The organism is Bradyrhizobium betae (assembly GCF_008932115.1).
GTDB classification, from domain to species: domain Bacteria; phylum Pseudomonadota; class Alphaproteobacteria; order Rhizobiales; family Xanthobacteraceae; genus Bradyrhizobium; species Bradyrhizobium betae.
Genome location: NZ_CP044543.1, coordinates 5,092,024 through 5,107,494 on the forward strand (window position 1 = coordinate 5,092,024; position 15,471 = coordinate 5,107,494).

The window sequence follows — 15,471 nt, forward strand, 5'->3', positions numbered from 1 at the left end:
TGGGGGAATTCGTGAATAGACCTGCTCGGGTCAGCGCCCATTCGACATCATCCGACACCGCGCACGGCATGGCGCTGCTGCGCGATCCCCTGCTCAACAAGGGCACCGCCTTCACGGAGGCGGAACGCGACACGCTGGGCCTGCGCGGCCTGCTGCCGCCCTGCGTGCTGACGATGGAGACGCAGGTCGAGCGCGTGCTGACCAACCTGCGCATGCTGCCGACCGATCTGGAAAAATTCGTCGCGCTGAACGCGCTGCATGACCGCAACGAGGCGCTGTTCTTCCGCGTCGTCGTCGACAATATCGACGAGATCCAGCCGATCATCTACACGCCGACGGTCGGGCTCGCCTGCCAGAAATTCGGCCTGATCTACCAGCGGCCGCGCGGCATGTTCATCTCCTCGCGCGATCGCGGCCAGATCGCGGACATTCTGAAGAACTGGCCCAATCCCGCAAAGCTCATCGTCGTCACCGACGGCGAGCGCATCCTTGGGCTTGGCGATCTCGGCGCCAACGGCATGGGCATTCCGGTCGGAAAGCTCTCGCTCTATTCGGCTTGCGCCGGCGTGCATCCCGAGCAATGCCTGCCGATCGTGCTCGACGTCGGCACCAACAACGAAGAGCTGCTGAGCGATCCCTACTATCTCGGCTTGCGGCAGCGGCGGCTCACCGGCGAGGCCTATGACAGCTTCGTCGACGAATTCATGGTGGCCGCGCGAAAGACGTTCCCGGGCGTGCTGATCCAGTTCGAGGATTTCGCCAATCATTCGGCATTCAAGCTGCTGCACAAATACCGCGACGATGCCTGCGTCTTCAACGACGATATCCAGGGCACCGCGGCGGTGGCGCTGGCCGGCCTGTTCTCGGCGCTGCGCGTCAACGGCGGCAAGCTGAAGGACCAGCGCATCCTGTTCCTCGGCGCCGGCGAGGCCGCGACCGGCATCGCCGATCTCGTCGTGTCCGCCATGATGGCCGAGGGGATTTCCGAGGCGGAAGCGCTCCGGCGCAACTGGCTGGTGGACTCCCGCGGCCTGGTCGTCAGCGGTCGGGATGGTCTGTCCGGTCACAAGCTCCGCTACGCTCATTCCGACCAGGCGCCGATCGCCGACTTCCTCACCGCGATCAAGACGCTGAAGCCGACGGCGATCATCGGCGTCGCCGCGGTCGGCGGCGCCTTCACGCCCGAGGTGCTGAAGACGATGGCTGCGCTCAACGAGCAGCCGATCGTGTTCGCGCTCTCCAACCCGACCTCGAAGGCCGAATGCTCGGCGGAGGATGCCTACCGCTACACCGAGGGCCGCGCGCTGTTCGCCTGCGGCAGCCCCTATGACCCCGTCAAGCTCAACGGCCGCACCTTCGTGCCGCGCCAGGGCAACAACTCCTACATCTTCCCAGGCGTCGGCCTCGGCGTCATCGCCAGCCGCTCGCGGCTGGTGACGGACGAGATGTTCATGGCCGCCGCCCATACGCTCGCCGATTGCGTCGGCAAGGAGGATCTCGTCCAGGGAAGCCTCTATCCGGCGCTCCCGCGCATCCGCGAGGTTTCGGTCCGCATCGCCGCCGCCGTCGCAGACGTGGCATTCCAGCGCGGGCTCGCGGACGGACCCGCGCCGAACGATGTGAAGGGCCTGGTCCAGTCGCAGATGTACGAGCCGAAGTACTGAGGGCTCGTCAGGCACACCGTCGGCCACCTGTCTCGATTCAGGACACGCCACTGTGGTGGAATCGTCACAGGCGGCGCGAAACGGTCCTGGCTCTGGCCTTGGCCTCAGCCCTGCTGTTCTTCAGCCAAGGTTCTGCCCTGATTGCCCACCGAAACTTGAGGCGTGTTCGGAGGGCGTATCATGTCTCGCTTTGCACGTGCCGAAACGGCCCGGAGTTCGCTGGCAACGTCATGCCGGTTGCTGTTCGCCATCACCGCTGCGGCGTCGCTCGCCGCCTGTGCGCAATCGCCGGTCGGCCGCCAGAAGGCCGATCTTGGCAGCGCCAACCGTCAGGCCGCCGTCGAGCGGCCGCACCGGGTGGCGGCGCTGCAGCCGCGGCCGATCAGCCGGGTGCGCGTCCCTGATGGTGACGCCAAGCAAAGCGCCTCGCACGGCGTCGCCAGCTTCTATTCGGACACGGAGACTGCAAGCGGCGAGAGGTTCGACAAGAACGAATTGACCGCCGCGCACCCGACCCTGCCGTTCGGCACGAAGCTGCGCGTGACCGATGTCTCCTCCGGCCGTTTCGTGACCGTCAGGGTCAACGATCGCGGACCCTTTGTTCGCGGACGCGTCGTCGACATCTCACCGTCCGCCGCCGAGGCGCTCGGCATGATGGACAAGGGCGTCACCAACGTCCGGCTCGACGTCGTGCAATAGACTTCGATTCATCGACGCCAGGACGCCATGCTTAACCGGCTGTTAGCCGGTCTGTCGCACGATAGGTCCCCACACAAATTGGGCTCTTGGGGGAGGCGGCGTTTGAACACGATCCAGTATCTCGAAGATCAGGCCGCACGCGCCGAGCGGCTCGCCAAACGGATCACGGATACGCTGACGATCGAGAGACTCCTGAGCTTCGCCGGCGAGCGCCGCCGCGAGATCGAGCTCATCGCCGGCAGTCCCCGGCGCGCCTGACTTCCATAAACCATGCTCTGAACGCATGCGCGCCCGCTTCGAGGCGCGGAACTTCTTCTCGCCTGCGGCGTCATGTCAATGATGAATGTGGAGGAGGAAGTCATGGGTTTTGGACGAGGTGCTCTGCTTTGGATGCTTGGTGTGCCGCTGCCGATCGTTCTGCTGCTGGCATTGTTCTGGCATCACTGAGGTTGCCACACGAAAAGCGCCGCGGAAGCGGCGCTTTTTTGTTGCCTGCGGTTTGTGGCGAACGACGCGCGATCAGGTGTGGCTCTGGACGAAATCGCTGAGATAGTCGGGCAGTCGGACACCGTCGATGTCGCAACGCGCCCGGATCTCGCCGGCGACATCTTTCGAGATGTCCTTGGTCCAGTGCTCGAGCGTGTTGAACGAGATCACCTTGATCGGATCGTTGAAGCAGCCGCCGACGAGCTCGCCGATCGTGGCTTCGAGATCGCTGCGCTCGATGCGGATTTCATTGGCCTTGCCGAGGCGATCGATCACCACGAACAGGGTCTGGTCTGCGCCATAGGGCACGACCGGGGAAGGCACGCCAGCTCCAAGCATCTCAGACACTCACGCTTTGGCTTCCGATCCCCGTTAACGGAAACAACCGGACGAAGGTTCCAGCCGAAGTCGGAAAGCAGGTGCGCAGCTTGTCGCGTGCGTGCACCCCGCTGTCAGAGAAATTCTCTCAAGCGCGATAGCTCGGTGACGTGCTCGGATGAGAGGATGTCGGTGACCAGCGGCGGCTGCGCCGCGGTGTGGATCTCATAGAGATGCCTTGCCGTCGCCGGCTTCTCCATGAAGGCCGAGATGCATTGGTCGAGCGTGCCCTGGCTGACCTGGTAGGGCTCCCGGTCCGGCCGGCGCTGGTTCGCGAGTGACGGCCATTTATGCAGGGCCGCGAACGCACCGAAATCAACCTTTGAATCCGCAACCACGTCACCCATCCCAACGCCTCACGCAAAAAGAACCCCAGCAAACAACCTAGCGTGCCGGGGCCCATACCCATCGCTGCATCTCAATGCCAACCGCCCAACGCGGCGGCCGGGAAAAAGTTCCCGGCCGCCCGGCGGGTCCTCAGCTCGCGGCCGCCGCGATTCTGTGCCCGGGGCTGGATTGACCCTGGCTGTGCTCGTCGTCGCGACTGATCTGCGGTGGAAGCCCGGCGAAGCGCCGCAAGGCCTTGGCCATCTGTACTCGGCCCGGCACGCCGGTGATCACCACGTCGACCATGGCGAAGGACGAGTGGAAATGACCGCCCGCCTTGAGCTGCTCGACCGGGACGCCCGCGGCGGCCATGGCCTCGGCATAGGCGATACCCTCGTCGCGCAGCGGATCGAACTCGCTGGTGACCACGAAGGCCGGCGGCAGCCCTGAGACCTTGCCGCGCAGCGGCGAGGCGCGCGGATCGGTGCGGTCGGCCGGCGAGCAGTAGAGATCCCAGAACCAGTACATCAGCGAACGCGTCAGGAAATAGCCGGTCGCATTGTCGTTGTAGGAGGGACGATCGAAGGTGCAGTCGGTGACAGGGCACACCAGTAACTGGCCCGCGATCTGCGGCCCGCCACGGTCGCGCGCGAGCTGGCAGGTGACGGCGGCGATGTTGCCGCCCGCGCTCCAGCCGGCGACCAGCACCGGGCCCGGCTTGCCACCAAGCTCGGTGGCATGCTCGGCGATCCAGCGCGTCGCCGCATAGCCGTCCTCGGCCGCCGTCGGGAAACGGTGCTCCGGCGCATGGCGATAGCCGACGCTGACGAACATCATGCCGGTCCGCCGCACCATGTCGCGGCAGAACGGCTCGTCCGACTGCTCGTCGCCGAGCACCCAGCCGCCGCCGTGGAAATAAACCACGACCGGATGCGGCCCGGGCGCTGCCGGCTTGTAGACGCGATAGGGCAGCGGACCGTCGGTGCCCGGCAGCGTGCCGTCGACGATCTCGCCGATCGGCCGTCCGGCGGGACGGCCCTTGTTGAACTCATTGACGAAGGCACACGCGCCTTGCGCGCCCATCGACTCGATCGGCGGCAGGTTCAGCGACGCGAGCAGGTTCAGCACCAGCCGCACGTCCGGCTGCAGGCGCACGACTTCGCCGTCATTGCATTGCGCGGCGACGTTCGGGCCTGTCAGCTTGAAGCCGAGCATGCCGTGGCTGGTGACCTCGTCGCAGATGCTGCGATAGGGACCGACGCCGCCAGTGTAGGGCATCAGGCCCTGCACCTTGCCGGGCACGTTGGCGCCCGTGTACCAGGTGTTGGCGAGCCGGTGCAGCGTCACCATCGAGCAGTCGGCCATGTGCCTGTTCCAGCCGGCCTGCGCCGTCGCGGTCGGCTCGATCGTGGTGAAGCCGGCGTCGCGCAATGCGGCAAGGCGATCGACGACCCAGTCGACATGCTGCTCGATCGACACCGCCATGTTCGACAGCACCGACGGGCTGCCGGGGCCGGTGATCATGAAGAAGTTCGGGAAGCCTTCGACCGCGAGCCCGAGATAGGTCTGCGGCCCCTGCGCCCAGACGTCGGTGAGCGACTTGCCGCCGCGTCCCGTGATCGGATGCACGGCGCGGATCGCACCGGTCATGGCATCGAAGCCGGTGGCGAACACGATGACGTCGACGTCGACATTGCGCCTGGCCGTCGTGATGCCGCTCGCGGTGATCGCCTTGATCGGCTCCTGCCGCAGATTGACAAGCGTGACGTTAGGCCGGTTGTAGGTGGCGTAGTAGTTGGTGTCGAGACAAGGGCGCTTGGCGCCGAACGGATGGTCGTCCGGCATCAGCGCCGCAGCGGTCTCGGGGTCCTTGACGGCAGCGCGGATCTTCTCGCGGATCAGGTCCTGGACGATCCTGTTGCCGTCGACATCGACCGCCTGGTCGGCCCAGAGCTGCGTCAGGATGTGGACGAGGTCGCCGGCGGCCCAGGCGCGTTCAAACCGCGCGCGGCGCTCGGCATCGCTCAATTGCCAGCTCACGACCGTCTGCTGCGGGTAGGGCACGCCGGCCATCGATTGTCGCGCCTGCTCGCGATAGGCGGCGCGGTCGCTCTCGAACAGCTCCTTGCGATCGGCAGGCGGCGGGCCGTTATGCGCGGGCAGCGCAAAATTCGGCGTGCGCTGGAACACGGTGAGATGCGCGGCCTGCTCGGCGATCAGCGGGATCGACTGGATCGCCGACGAGCCCGTGCCGATCACGGCGACGCGCTTGCCCGCGAGCTTCACCTCGTCATGCGGCCAGCGCCCGGTGAAATAGACCTCGCCCTTGAAATCCTTGACGCCGTCGATCTCCGGCGGCTTCGGCGCGGAGAGGCAGCCCGTGGCCATGATGTAGTGGCGGCAGGAGACCGGCGCGCCGTTGTCGGTGGTGAGCTGCCAGCGCTCGGCCTTCTCGTCCCATCTGGCTTCGGTCACCTTGGTCTTGAAGCGGATATCGCGGCGCAAATCATAGCGGTCGGCGACGAAGCCGAGATAGCGCAGGATCTCGGGCTGGGCCGCGTATTTCTCCGACCAGGTCCATGCCGTGTCGAGTTCCGGATCGAAAGTGTAGCTGTAGTCGATGGTCTGGATATCGCAGCGCGCGCCCGGATAGCGGTTCCAGTACCAGGTGCCGCCGACATCATCGGCCTCTTCGAGCGCGACCGTCGTGAACCCGGCCTTGCGCAGGCGATGCAGAAGGTAGAGACCAGAAAATCCGGCGCCGACCACGGCGACGTCAACTTGTTGGGCTGTTCCACTCGCCGCCTTGGACTCACGTGCGGCGACCATTGCGTCAGACATGGCATTCCTCCCGTGCTTTTGTTTTGCCGGCAGGCTAGCGCTGCAGGCTCGGCTTGTCATCAGAACAAGTGCAATCTTCGGTAGTCGTTTGCGGCGCGATCGTGACCGCGCGAAGGTTGTGGCGATACACGCAGTGCGATGCACAATCGCCGTGATAGTCCGGTCTAATCAGACCACATCGTTCTGTGTATGCTTGCGGCTACAAGCCACGCGAGCCCAAGGCGTCATGACAGAGTTGAGTGAGCGAACCAAAGCGAACCTGGACGTCGTCCTGGAGGAGACGTGCCGCCAGCTGCCGCACGGCGGCGATCACGACAGCCGCAGACTCGTTGCCGAGCGGCTGATCAAGGCGGCGCAGTCCGGTCGCGCGACCCTCGGTGAACTCGGTATCGTCGCGCGCCGCGCGCTGGCGGAGATCATCGCCAAGGGCGGCTAGGTCCGCCGCAGCGCTTGCCTTGCCTCGAGCCGCGGACGTAACCTCCCGGGAATCCTTATCCGCGCATGGGGATCCCCAGGATGCGGTCGCTGTTTGCGTTCCTCGTGGCCTCTTCGCTGCTCTGCGGCGCCGGTGCGGCCGTCGCGCAGGCGGTCGGGCAGTTTCCATTCGCGTTGACGCGTGAAGGCCAGATGCTCGGCGCCGTCGAGGGCGAGGTGGCGTCTTTCAAGGGACTGGCCTACGCAGCTCCGCCGGTCGGCGCGTTGCGCTGGCGTCCGCCGCAGGCGACGGCCGCGAACCCGGAGATGCGTACCGCCTACGAGTTTGGCGCGCCGTGCCTGCAGCCGTCGCTGCCGGGCGCGAGCGAGGATTGTCTTGCGCTCAACGTGTTTCGTCCCTTCGGCGTCGACGGCCCGCTGCCGGTGATGGTGTTCATCCACGGCGGCGCCTTCGTCAGCGGCACTGCGAACGATCCGGCGTTCGACGGCGCCAAGCTGGCGCAGGCCGGCCTCATCGTGGTCACCATGAACTATCGCCTCGGCGTGCTGGGCTGGCTTGCCCATCCGGCGCTGTCGGATGGCGGCTCCGGCAATTACGGCCTGATGGACCAGATCGCGGCGCTACAATGGGTGCGCGACAACATCGCGGCCTTTGGCGGCGATCCTGCCAACGTCACCCTGTTCGGCAATGGTACGGGCGCGACGTCGATCGCGCTTCTGATGCTGTGCGCGCAGTCGCGCGATCTGTTTCAGAAAGCCATCATGCAATCGATACCCGGTCGCGCGCGGCTGCGCTCGGCGCAGGAGGCGGCGGCTATGGGGCGGCAATTCATCGCCATGCTCGGGGAGCCTGCCGACTTGCGCGCCGTCGAGGCGTCGCGGCTCCTTGCCGCCGAAAACCGTCTGCTCGACGAATCCCCGCGCAGCTTCGCTCCGGCGATCGATGGACGTCTGGTGAACGGGGACGTTGTCTCAGGGTTCGCGGCCGGACACGAAAGCCGGATTCCGGTGATCATCGGCTCGAACGACGATGAGACGGGCTTTGACGGCGAGCTCGACATCAAGGCGGCGCCGGCGTCTTCGGGCGAGAGTATCGACGAGCTGCGCAAGCTCTATCGCGGTCTTGCCAGTCCTTCGGACCTGGCGGCAAGGCTCTACACGGACAAGGTGTTCTCGGAGCCGGTGCGACTGCTGGCTCGCCTGCATGCCGCAACCGGCGCAGCCGTCTTTCGCTATCGCTTCGCCTATGTGCCCGAGGCGCGGCGCGCAAATCCCGACGAAGGGCACGGGCGCGAGCTGCAGTTCATCTTTGGCGTGGAAGGCGTGCCCGGTGCTGGAATTCTCTCGCGAGGCGATCGCGAGGTCGCAAGCCGCATGCGCGCCTACTGGACCAATTTCGCGCGGACAGGCGATCCCAACGGACCGGACCTGCCGCGTTGGGACGTGGCTGCTGGCGATCGGTTGCTGCTGATCGCGAACGATGGCATCGCGAGCAGCGCCGACTCCTGGTCGGAGCGTCTGGATCGGCTCGCGCGCTAGCGCAGGATGAGTTGGGCTTAGGCCGCGAGCTCGACGCGCGGCGCCGGGCTCAGCCGGTCCTCTTCCAGATAGTCCATCGCGCCGTCCTTCTCGACGGCATAGAACTGCTGGCCTTCCCGGGACCTGTAGGCGGCGCGAACGACGCCACGGCGGCCCTTGTCACTGTTGACGACGTCCCCCAGCGCAAACTTCTTCATCTCACGTCTCGCTTGTCTTCAGGCCGACTCCTTCGGCCATGGCTGGATTGTGGGCGGCAAATCGTTAACGACTTGCTAACCATGCCGGGTTGCCTATGCTTCGGCCGATCGCGTGGTTGCACCACGCGCATGTCGTCCTTGAAGCGAGCCCGCAGCCATGACCCGATTACCGACTCTCTTCCTGTCGCATGGCGGCGGTCCCTGGCCGTTCATGGAGGACCGGCGGGTGCAATATGCCAGGACCGCCGCGGAGTTCGGCCGGCTGCCGCAGCTTCTCCCCGAGAAGCCCAAGGCTGTGCTCGTCATCACCGGCCATTGGGAGGCCGAGGCCTTCACGGTGTCGACCTCGGCGCATCCGCCGATGGTGTACGACTATTACGGTTTCCCAGAGCATACCTACCACCTCAAATATCCGGCGCCGGGCAGGCCCGAGCTCGCAGCTACGGTGAAGGCGCTGCTCATGGGTGCGGGCCTCGATTGCCGCGAGGATCCCAACCAGGGTTTCGATCACGGCACCTTCGTGCCGCTCGGCCTGATGTATCCGAACGCCGACATGCCGATCGTGCTGCTGTCGCTGAAGTCGAGTTACGATGCGGCCGAGCACATCAAGGTCGGGCAGGCAATCGCATCGCTGCGCGACGACGGCATCCTGATCGTCGGCAGCGGGCTCACCTATCACAACATGCGCGGCTTCGGACGGGCGGAGTCCAGGTCTGTCTCGTATGATTTCGAAGCCTATCTGAACGAGGCGATCAGCAATCCGGATGCGGCGCAGCGCAACGCGATGCTGGTCGACTGGGAGAACGCACCGAGCGCGCGCCTTGCGCATCCGCGCGAGGACCATCTGCTACCGCTGATGGTGGCGGCGGGCGCTGCCGGCAGCGACATCGGCAAGCGCGTCTTTGTCGACGAGGTCGCAAGCGTCGCGATGGCGTCGTATGTGTTTGGCGGCTGACTCTTCCTTCTCCCCTTGTGGGAGAAGGTGGCGCAAAGCGCCGGATGAGGGGTATCTTTCCGCGCATTCAAACGAGAATGGGACTCGCGGAGAGAGACCCCTCACCCGTCTCAATCGCGCAAAGCGCGATTGATCCACCCTCTCCCACAAGGGGAGAGGGTTCAATCTCACCCGTATTTCAGCTTCATGAACAGGATCCCGCCGGCGAGCAGAATGGTGATGGCGTTGGCGGCGACCAGCGGCGCGTCGCCGCTGAGCAGGCCGTAGATCAGCCACAGCGTCAGGCCCAGCACCATGATCAGGAACATGCCGAGCGAGATGTCGCGCGCCGAGCGGGTCTTCCACACCTTGATGGCCTGCGGCGCGTAGGCGATGGTGGTGCAGGTGGCTGCGGCAAAGCCGATCAGCTTGATCGCGAATGGGTCCATGCCCGCTCTATAGCATGGATTCGACGGCGCCTCCGCCTCAGGCGCGCCGCGCCACGAGATCGCGATAGAGCGCAGCATAGTCGCCGGCGCGGTTGCGCCAGGAGACGTCGGTCGCAAGGCCGCTCAATTGCAGCCGGCGCCAGATCCCCTTGTCGTGGAACGCGGTGTTGGTCTTGCGCAGCGCGCCGGCGAGGGCATCCGCGTTGACGGGTGCGAACTTGAAGCCGGTGGCATCCCGGTCCGACGCGTCAGCCTCGCCGATATCTAGGATGGTGTCTTCGAGACCGCCGACGCGGGAGACGATCGGCACGGCGCCATAGCGTAGCGCGCAGAGCTGGGTCAGGCCGCACGGCTCGAAACGCGACGGTACGACCAGCGCGTCCGAGCCGGCCTGTATCAGATGCGCCAGGATCTCGTCATAGCCGATCACGACTCCGATCCGCCCTGGGTTGGCACGGGCGGCGGCCTGATAGCGATCCTGCAGATCGCGGTCGCCGCTGCCGAGCAGGGCGAGCTGCATGCCTTCTGCCAGGATGGTGGGAATGGTCTCGAGCAGAAGGTCCAGACCCTTCTGCCAGGACAGGCGGCTGATGACGCCGAGCAGCGGCGCCTCGTCCGAGGAATCGAGATTGAATTGCTGCTGAAGCACGGCCTTGTTCGCGGCCCTGAACGTCAGGTCGTGCGCGCCGAAGCGGTAGGCGATGTGCGGATCGGTCTGGGGATTCCACACCTCGGTGTCGATGCCGTTGAGGATGCCACTCAGCACACCGGCGCGCTCGCGCAGCAGGCCGCCGAGCCCCATGCCGCCTTCGTCGCTCTGGATCTCCCGTGCGTAGGTTGGCGACACCGTGGTGATGCGATCGGCAAATTGCAGGCCGGCCTTGAGAAAGCTGATGCCGCCGAAATATTCGAGGCCGTGGACATCGAACGTGGCGTCCCGGGGCAGGCCGATCGCGCTTGCCAGATCGCGGTCGAACTTGCCCTGATAGGCCATGTTGTGAATGGTCATCACGGTGCCGGGCCGCGGGCGACCGTCATAGTGCAGATAGGCCGGTGCGAGCCCGGCCTGCCAGTCGTGGGCGTGCACGACATCGGGCACGAACGCCGGCACGAGGCCGTGGCCGATATCGGCCGCGATCCGCGACAGCGCGGCGAAGCGCAGGCCGTTGTCGGGCCAGTCGACGCCCTCCGTGGTGACGTAGGGGTTGCCCGGCCGCGCGTAGAGATGCGGCACATCGAGCACGAACAGATCGAGCCCGTCATGCGAGCCGGCGAGCAGGCGTCCAGGTCCGTCGAAATAATCCGGCCAGCGCTGGATTTCATCGGCCCCCGCGAGCAGCCGCATCACGTCGGGATAGCCAGGCATCAGCGTGCGCATTTCGACGCCGTGCGCCTTCAGCGCAAGCGGCAGCGCGCCGGCGACATCCGCGAGGCCGCCGGTCTTGACGATCGGATAGACTTCGGAGGCGACCGCGAGGACGCGAACAGGCGTCATGTATTGAGCCTGTCGATCATCGGCTGGGTGATGAGCGAAATACCCTGCTCGGTGGTGCGGAAGCGCTTGGCGTCGAATTCAGGATCCTCGCCGACGACGAGCCCCTCGGGAATCTCGACGCCGCGGTCGATCACGACGTTCTTCAGCCGCGCACCGCGGCCGACATTGACGTAGGGCATGAGCACCGCGTTCTCGACATTTCCGTAGGAGTTGATGCGCACGCCGGTGAACAGCAGCGAGCGGCGCAGCGACGCGCCGGAAATGATGCAGCCGCCGGAGACCAGCGAGCTCACGGCGTGGCCGCGACGGCTCTCCTCGTCATGGACGAATTTGGCTGGCGGCGTGATCTCCGAATAGGACCAGATCGGCCAGGCGCGGTCGAACAGGTCGAGTTCCGGAACGACGTCGGTGAGGTCGATATTGGCGGCCCAGTAGGCGTCGACCGTTCCGACGTCGCGCCAGTAGGAGCGCGCTTCGGTCCCGGTCCGCACGCAGGAGGTGGAGAACTGGTGCGCGATGGCGCGGCCGTTCTTGACGACGTAGGGAATGATGTCCCTGCCGAAATCGTGGTTCGAGTTCGGATCCCCGGCGTCGCGCTTGAGCTGGTCGAACAGGAATTTCGAGTCGAATACGTAGATGCCCATGCTGGCGAGCGAGACGTCCGGCTTGCCCGGCATCGGCGGCGGGTCGGCGGGCTTCTCCAGGAACTGCTGGATCCAGCCGTTCTCGTCGATATGCATGATGCCGAAACCCGAGGATTCCGCGCGCGGCATTTCGAGGCAGCCGACCGTGACGTCGGCGCCGCTGTCGACATGCTGCCGCAGCATCACTTCGTAGTCCATCTTGTAGATGTGGTCGCCGGCGAGCACCACGATGAAGCGGCAGGCGTGCGCCTCGATGATATCGATGTTCTGGTAGATGGCGTCAGCCGTGCCGACATACCACATGTTCTCCGACACGCGCTGGCTCGCCGGCAGGATGTCGAAGCTCTCGTTGCGCTCGGGACGGAAGAAGTTCCAGCCCATCTGAAGGTGGCGGATCAGGCTGTGCGCCTTGTACTGCGTCGCGACCGCGATACGGCGGATGCCTGAGTTCACTGCGTTCGACAGCGCGAAATCGATGATGCGGGACTTGCCGCCGAAATAGACCGCGGGCTTGGCGCGCCGATCGGTCAGTTCCAGCAGCCGGCTGCCGCGCCCGCCTGCCAGGACGAATGCCAGCGCCTGGCGGGCAAGCGGCTCATTTCCGGCGGCACTCATGTCATCCTCCCACACTCTGGCGCAAACCAAGGCCTTCGCGAGGCGCCCTTCGGCCGCGCACCATTGGAACCGATAGTAACGGTACGAAGAGTAAATCGGGAAGGTGCTTGTTGGTTGCGAACGCGCGGGAAGCTTAATGCTTTGCCGTGGTCCTGCGGCCTCCGGCTTTGTCGTGCCGGTGTCATATCCGGGCGGCGCGAAAGCCGAGGCCTGACCACAATTGAGGCATGTTTGAGCACGGCAGACGTGGCTCTCTTGTGCGCCGCACGCAACCGGAGGCTTTGACTTTCGGAGACTTTGATTTGGCGCAAGGATGGCTGATCATGGTCTTGCGATCCTTTTCCAAGCGAAACGTGAGATAGGGAGCAAGACGATGAGGTTCTGGAAAACGGCAATTGCCTGTTCGCTGGCGGGTGCGGTGATGGCCGGCCAAATCGAGCAGGCGGCGGCGGCCCCGCTGCCGACCAACGTCGCGACCATGAAGGCCGCCGTCGGTGACGATGTCACGCAGGTGCATTGGCGCGGCGGAGGCTTGGGATGGGGCATCGGCGGGTTCGCCGCCGGCGCGATCATCGGCGGTGCCATCGCCAGCGGCGCGCCTTACGGCTATTACGGCGGCGGCCCGTATTACGGCGGTTATGGATATCCGGGACCAGGCTACGGCTACGGCTATGGTTATGGTTATGCGCCGGCCTATTACGGCTATGGCTACGGACCGTACTACGCGCCGCGTCCCCGATACTACGGCTACAGGGTCTACCGTCCGTATTACGGCCCTCGTTACGGCTACTACCGGCCATACCGGGTCTACCACCGTCACTATCACCGCGGATATTGGTAGTCGCGCGCGGTCAGAGCGAGAGCCACACGATCAGGCTCATGCAGGCGAGGTGCAAGAGCACGATCGCGGCGAGATGCAACGGGCCGGCCTTGAGGCGAGGCCTGGGCATCCCGCCGCTCCCCGCCTAGATTCGTTTCCGTTCCGATGAATCGGAACGGAGCTCCAGATGGTTGTTTTGACGCGTTTTCCTCACGCGAACCGGTCTCCACTTCGCTCGAAAACGCCCTAATTCGAGCCCGCAGCCGCGGCGGTGAAGCTGCGGTCGACGGCCTTGCTGACGTCGAGCGTCTTCGGCAGGATGCCGTAACGCGTCGCGCGGTCGGACGCTTCCTGCACTTCCTTCACGACCTTCTCGTCGATCACGATCGGGCTGGTGCGCTGTGCGGTGTAGGCCGACAGCAGCACGTCCTCCGGCAGCTTGGTCAGCTCGGCCGTGCTCCTGGCTTATTCACTGATGTGATCGAGCGACCACAGCCGTGCCTTGTTCAGCCTCTGCAACAAATCTTGCACCGCCGCGCGCTTGGTGGCGATGGCGTTGTCGGTCGCGACGATGAAGGTGATGGTCGGCGTCAGGCCTTCGCCGTCCGCGATCACGCGGGCCCTGTCCTTCAGCGTCGCGAACGAGATGTAGGGCTCCCACACCGCCCAGGCGTCGATCGAGCCGGCCACCAGCGCGACCTTGGCATCGACCGGGCCGAGCGGCGCGAAGGGTCGCGTCTTCCAGCCTGATCTGCGCCTTCTCCAGCGTCGCGTCGATCAGGAACTGGCCCCAGCCGCCGCGCGTGCCGGCGAGACGCTTGCCCTTGAGATCGGCGGCCGACTTGATCGGCGAATCCTGGCGCACGAGAATCGCCTGCGTCTTCGCGTCCGACTTGGTGCCGCCGATCGCCTTGATCGGCGCGCCGGCCGCATAGACCGAGAGGAAGGAGAGATCGCCGGTATAGCCGACGTCGAGCGCACCGGCGTTGAGCGCTTCGAGGATCGGCGCTGCGGCTGGGAATTCCGACCATTCGATCCTGTAGGGCAGGTCCTTCGCGTAGCCGGAGATTTCGAGCAGCGAACGGTTGCCGCCCTTCTGGTCACCGACGCGCAGCACGATCGCGTCGGCGGCGAAGGAAGCGGCCGCGGTCGACAGCGTGATCGCGGCGGCGAGCAGCGATGCGGCGAGCCGGCGGGCGATGGGATGGTCGTGGGAGTTGATGCTCATGTGATCTGTCTTGTTGCCGGCTTGTAACTTTGGCTCACGACGCGTGAGCGAACGATGCAGTGGGACGATCAAGTCTATGATCGCGAGCTTTGCAGTCAATGAAATGCCCGACCTTATTGCGCGCGCGATCGGCAAGGACGTTTCAGCAATTCCGCAACTGACGGCCGCACACGGCCTTCGTCGATCCGACCACGCCGGCGGACGCGGCGCCGCGCGAGAGCATCGAGATCCGCACCCTGGTCTTTCACAAAGAGTAACAATGTGTGATGGCACTGCCGGGCGTTGCCCGGCAGTGTTCCCGGAACCAAGGGGAACAAGGCGACGTTTGCAGCGCGGGGCAGGGCAACCGGGAGCGGTGCCGTGCGAGCGCAGACGACCTTATTGCTTTGTGCTTCGATTTCTTCTCTGGCCCTGATCTCCGTTGCGCATGCCGAGAGCGGGCTTGCCTCCTATTACGGATACGGAAAAGCGGGCAAGGGCGGCGAGCTGACTTGTGCCCATCGGACGCGCCCCTTTGGCAGCGTGCTCCGGGTATCGTATGGCAGCCGATCCATTCAATGCCGCGTCAACGATCGCGGTCCCTTCATTCGAGGTCGCATCGTCGATCTGTCCGTGCCGGCCGCCCGCGCGCTCGGCATGATGAGTGCCGGCGTGGTGCGGGTCTCGGTGGAATAGAACTGCCGGCGCGCTATAGTGCCGCCCAAAGCATGGGTGAGGGGC

At 65.3% G+C, this 15,471-nt stretch carries 15 protein-coding genes and 2 pseudogenes; 9 read left to right on the forward strand and 8 right to left on the reverse strand.

From position 1 onward, the window contains the following. Positions 1-11: 11 nt before the first annotated feature. The 3 genes from F8237_RS24410 (at position 12) to F8237_RS36440 (ending at position 2,621) form a co-directional block, all read left to right on the forward strand. A complete protein-coding gene (locus F8237_RS24410) occupies positions 12-1,664 on the forward strand; it encodes an NAD-dependent malic enzyme (RefSeq protein ID WP_259172468.1) in 1,653 nt (550 codons plus the stop codon). A 180-nt stretch (positions 1,665-1,844) separates the two neighbouring features. Further along, a complete protein-coding gene (locus F8237_RS24415) occupies positions 1,845-2,363 on the forward strand; it encodes a septal ring lytic transglycosylase RlpA family protein (protein ID WP_151648653.1) in 519 nt (172 codons plus the stop codon). 102 nt (positions 2,364-2,465) lie between these two features. Then, positions 2,466-2,621: a hypothetical protein gene (locus F8237_RS36440; RefSeq protein ID WP_015684411.1), complete on the forward strand. Its 156-nt coding sequence runs from the start codon at positions 2,466-2,468 to the stop codon at positions 2,619-2,621. A 261-nt stretch (positions 2,622-2,882) separates the two neighbouring features. On the opposite strand, the gene F8237_RS24420 is transcribed toward F8237_RS36440, so the two are convergent. The 3 genes from F8237_RS24420 to F8237_RS24430 all read right to left on the reverse strand — a co-directional run bounded on the left by F8237_RS24420 (position 2,883) and on the right by F8237_RS24430 (position 6,395). Beyond that, a complete protein-coding gene (locus tag F8237_RS24420) occupies positions 2,883-3,188 on the reverse strand; it encodes a hypothetical protein (protein WP_151648655.1) in 306 nt (101 codons plus the stop codon). Positions 3,189-3,301: 113 nt separating this feature from the next. Next, entirely contained in the window at positions 3,302-3,574 is a 273-nt protein-coding gene (locus F8237_RS24425; RefSeq protein WP_151648657.1) for a hypothetical protein, read from the reverse strand. A 130-nt stretch (positions 3,575-3,704) separates the two neighbouring features. After that, positions 3,705-6,395 (reverse strand): flavin-containing monooxygenase, encoded by a 2,691-nt coding sequence (locus F8237_RS24430; protein ID WP_151648659.1) that lies wholly within the window; start codon positions 6,393-6,395, stop codon positions 3,705-3,707. A gap of 226 nt (positions 6,396-6,621) precedes the next feature. Between F8237_RS24430 and F8237_RS24435 the strand changes: the two genes are divergently transcribed. Beyond that, the gene (locus tag F8237_RS24435; RefSeq protein WP_151648661.1) at positions 6,622-6,831 is read left to right on the forward strand and encodes a hypothetical protein; all 210 of its coding nucleotides are present in this window, start codon (positions 6,622-6,624) and stop codon (positions 6,829-6,831) included. An 80-nt stretch (positions 6,832-6,911) separates the two neighbouring features. Then, entirely contained in the window at positions 6,912-8,369 is a 1,458-nt protein-coding gene (locus tag F8237_RS24440) for a carboxylesterase/lipase family protein (RefSeq protein ID WP_151648663.1), read from the forward strand. Positions 8,370-8,386: 17 nt separating this feature from the next. Here F8237_RS24440 and F8237_RS24445 read toward each other — a convergent pair whose 3' ends face one another. Continuing rightward, positions 8,387-8,566 (reverse strand): hypothetical protein, encoded by a 180-nt coding sequence (locus F8237_RS24445; protein WP_151648664.1) that lies wholly within the window; start codon positions 8,564-8,566, stop codon positions 8,387-8,389. A 157-nt stretch (positions 8,567-8,723) separates the two neighbouring features. On the opposite strand from F8237_RS24445, the gene F8237_RS24450 reads away from it, so the two are divergent. Next, entirely contained in the window at positions 8,724-9,521 is a 798-nt protein-coding gene (locus F8237_RS24450; protein ID WP_151648666.1) for a DODA-type extradiol aromatic ring-opening family dioxygenase, read from the forward strand. 167 nt (positions 9,522-9,688) lie between these two features. On the opposite strand, the gene F8237_RS24455 is transcribed toward F8237_RS24450, so the two are convergent. Genes F8237_RS24455 through glgC form a run of 3 tightly spaced genes read right to left on the reverse strand, consistent with a single transcriptional unit; the run spans position 9,689 to position 12,703 of the window. Beyond that, the gene (locus tag F8237_RS24455) at positions 9,689-9,949 is read right to left on the reverse strand and encodes a SemiSWEET transporter (protein ID WP_151648668.1); all 261 of its coding nucleotides are present in this window, start codon (positions 9,947-9,949) and stop codon (positions 9,689-9,691) included. A gap of 37 nt (positions 9,950-9,986) precedes the next feature. Continuing rightward, positions 9,987-11,444, reverse strand: coding sequence for a glycogen synthase GlgA (glgA, locus tag F8237_RS24460; RefSeq protein ID WP_151648670.1), 1,458 nt, complete (start codon positions 11,442-11,444; stop codon positions 9,987-9,989). Continuing rightward, positions 11,441-12,703, reverse strand: a complete 1,263-nt coding sequence (glgC, locus tag F8237_RS24465) for a glucose-1-phosphate adenylyltransferase (RefSeq protein WP_151648672.1) — start codon at positions 12,701-12,703, stop codon at positions 11,441-11,443. Before glgC ends, glgA begins: the two co-directional genes overlap by 4 nt. Before the next feature lie 373 nt (positions 12,704-13,076). On the opposite strand from glgC, the gene F8237_RS24470 reads away from it, so the two are divergent. Continuing rightward, positions 13,077-13,544: a hypothetical protein gene (locus tag F8237_RS24470; RefSeq protein WP_151648673.1), complete on the forward strand. Its 468-nt coding sequence runs from the start codon at positions 13,077-13,079 to the stop codon at positions 13,542-13,544. A 225-nt stretch (positions 13,545-13,769) separates the two neighbouring features. On the opposite strand, the pseudogene F8237_RS24475 reads toward F8237_RS24470, so the two are convergent. After that, positions 13,770-14,751: pseudogene (locus tag F8237_RS24475) on the reverse strand (ABC transporter substrate-binding protein). 164 nt (positions 14,752-14,915) lie between these two features. Between F8237_RS24475 and F8237_RS36975 the strand changes: the two are divergent. Both F8237_RS36975 and F8237_RS24485 read left to right on the forward strand, forming a co-directional pair. Beyond that, positions 14,916-15,008: pseudogene (locus F8237_RS36975) on the forward strand (CmcJ/NvfI family oxidoreductase); the annotation flags it as partial. A 103-nt stretch (positions 15,009-15,111) separates the two neighbouring features. Further along, the gene (locus tag F8237_RS24485) at positions 15,112-15,426 is read left to right on the forward strand and encodes a septal ring lytic transglycosylase RlpA family protein (protein ID WP_151648675.1); all 315 of its coding nucleotides are present in this window, start codon (positions 15,112-15,114) and stop codon (positions 15,424-15,426) included. Positions 15,427-15,471 lie beyond the last annotated feature (45 nt).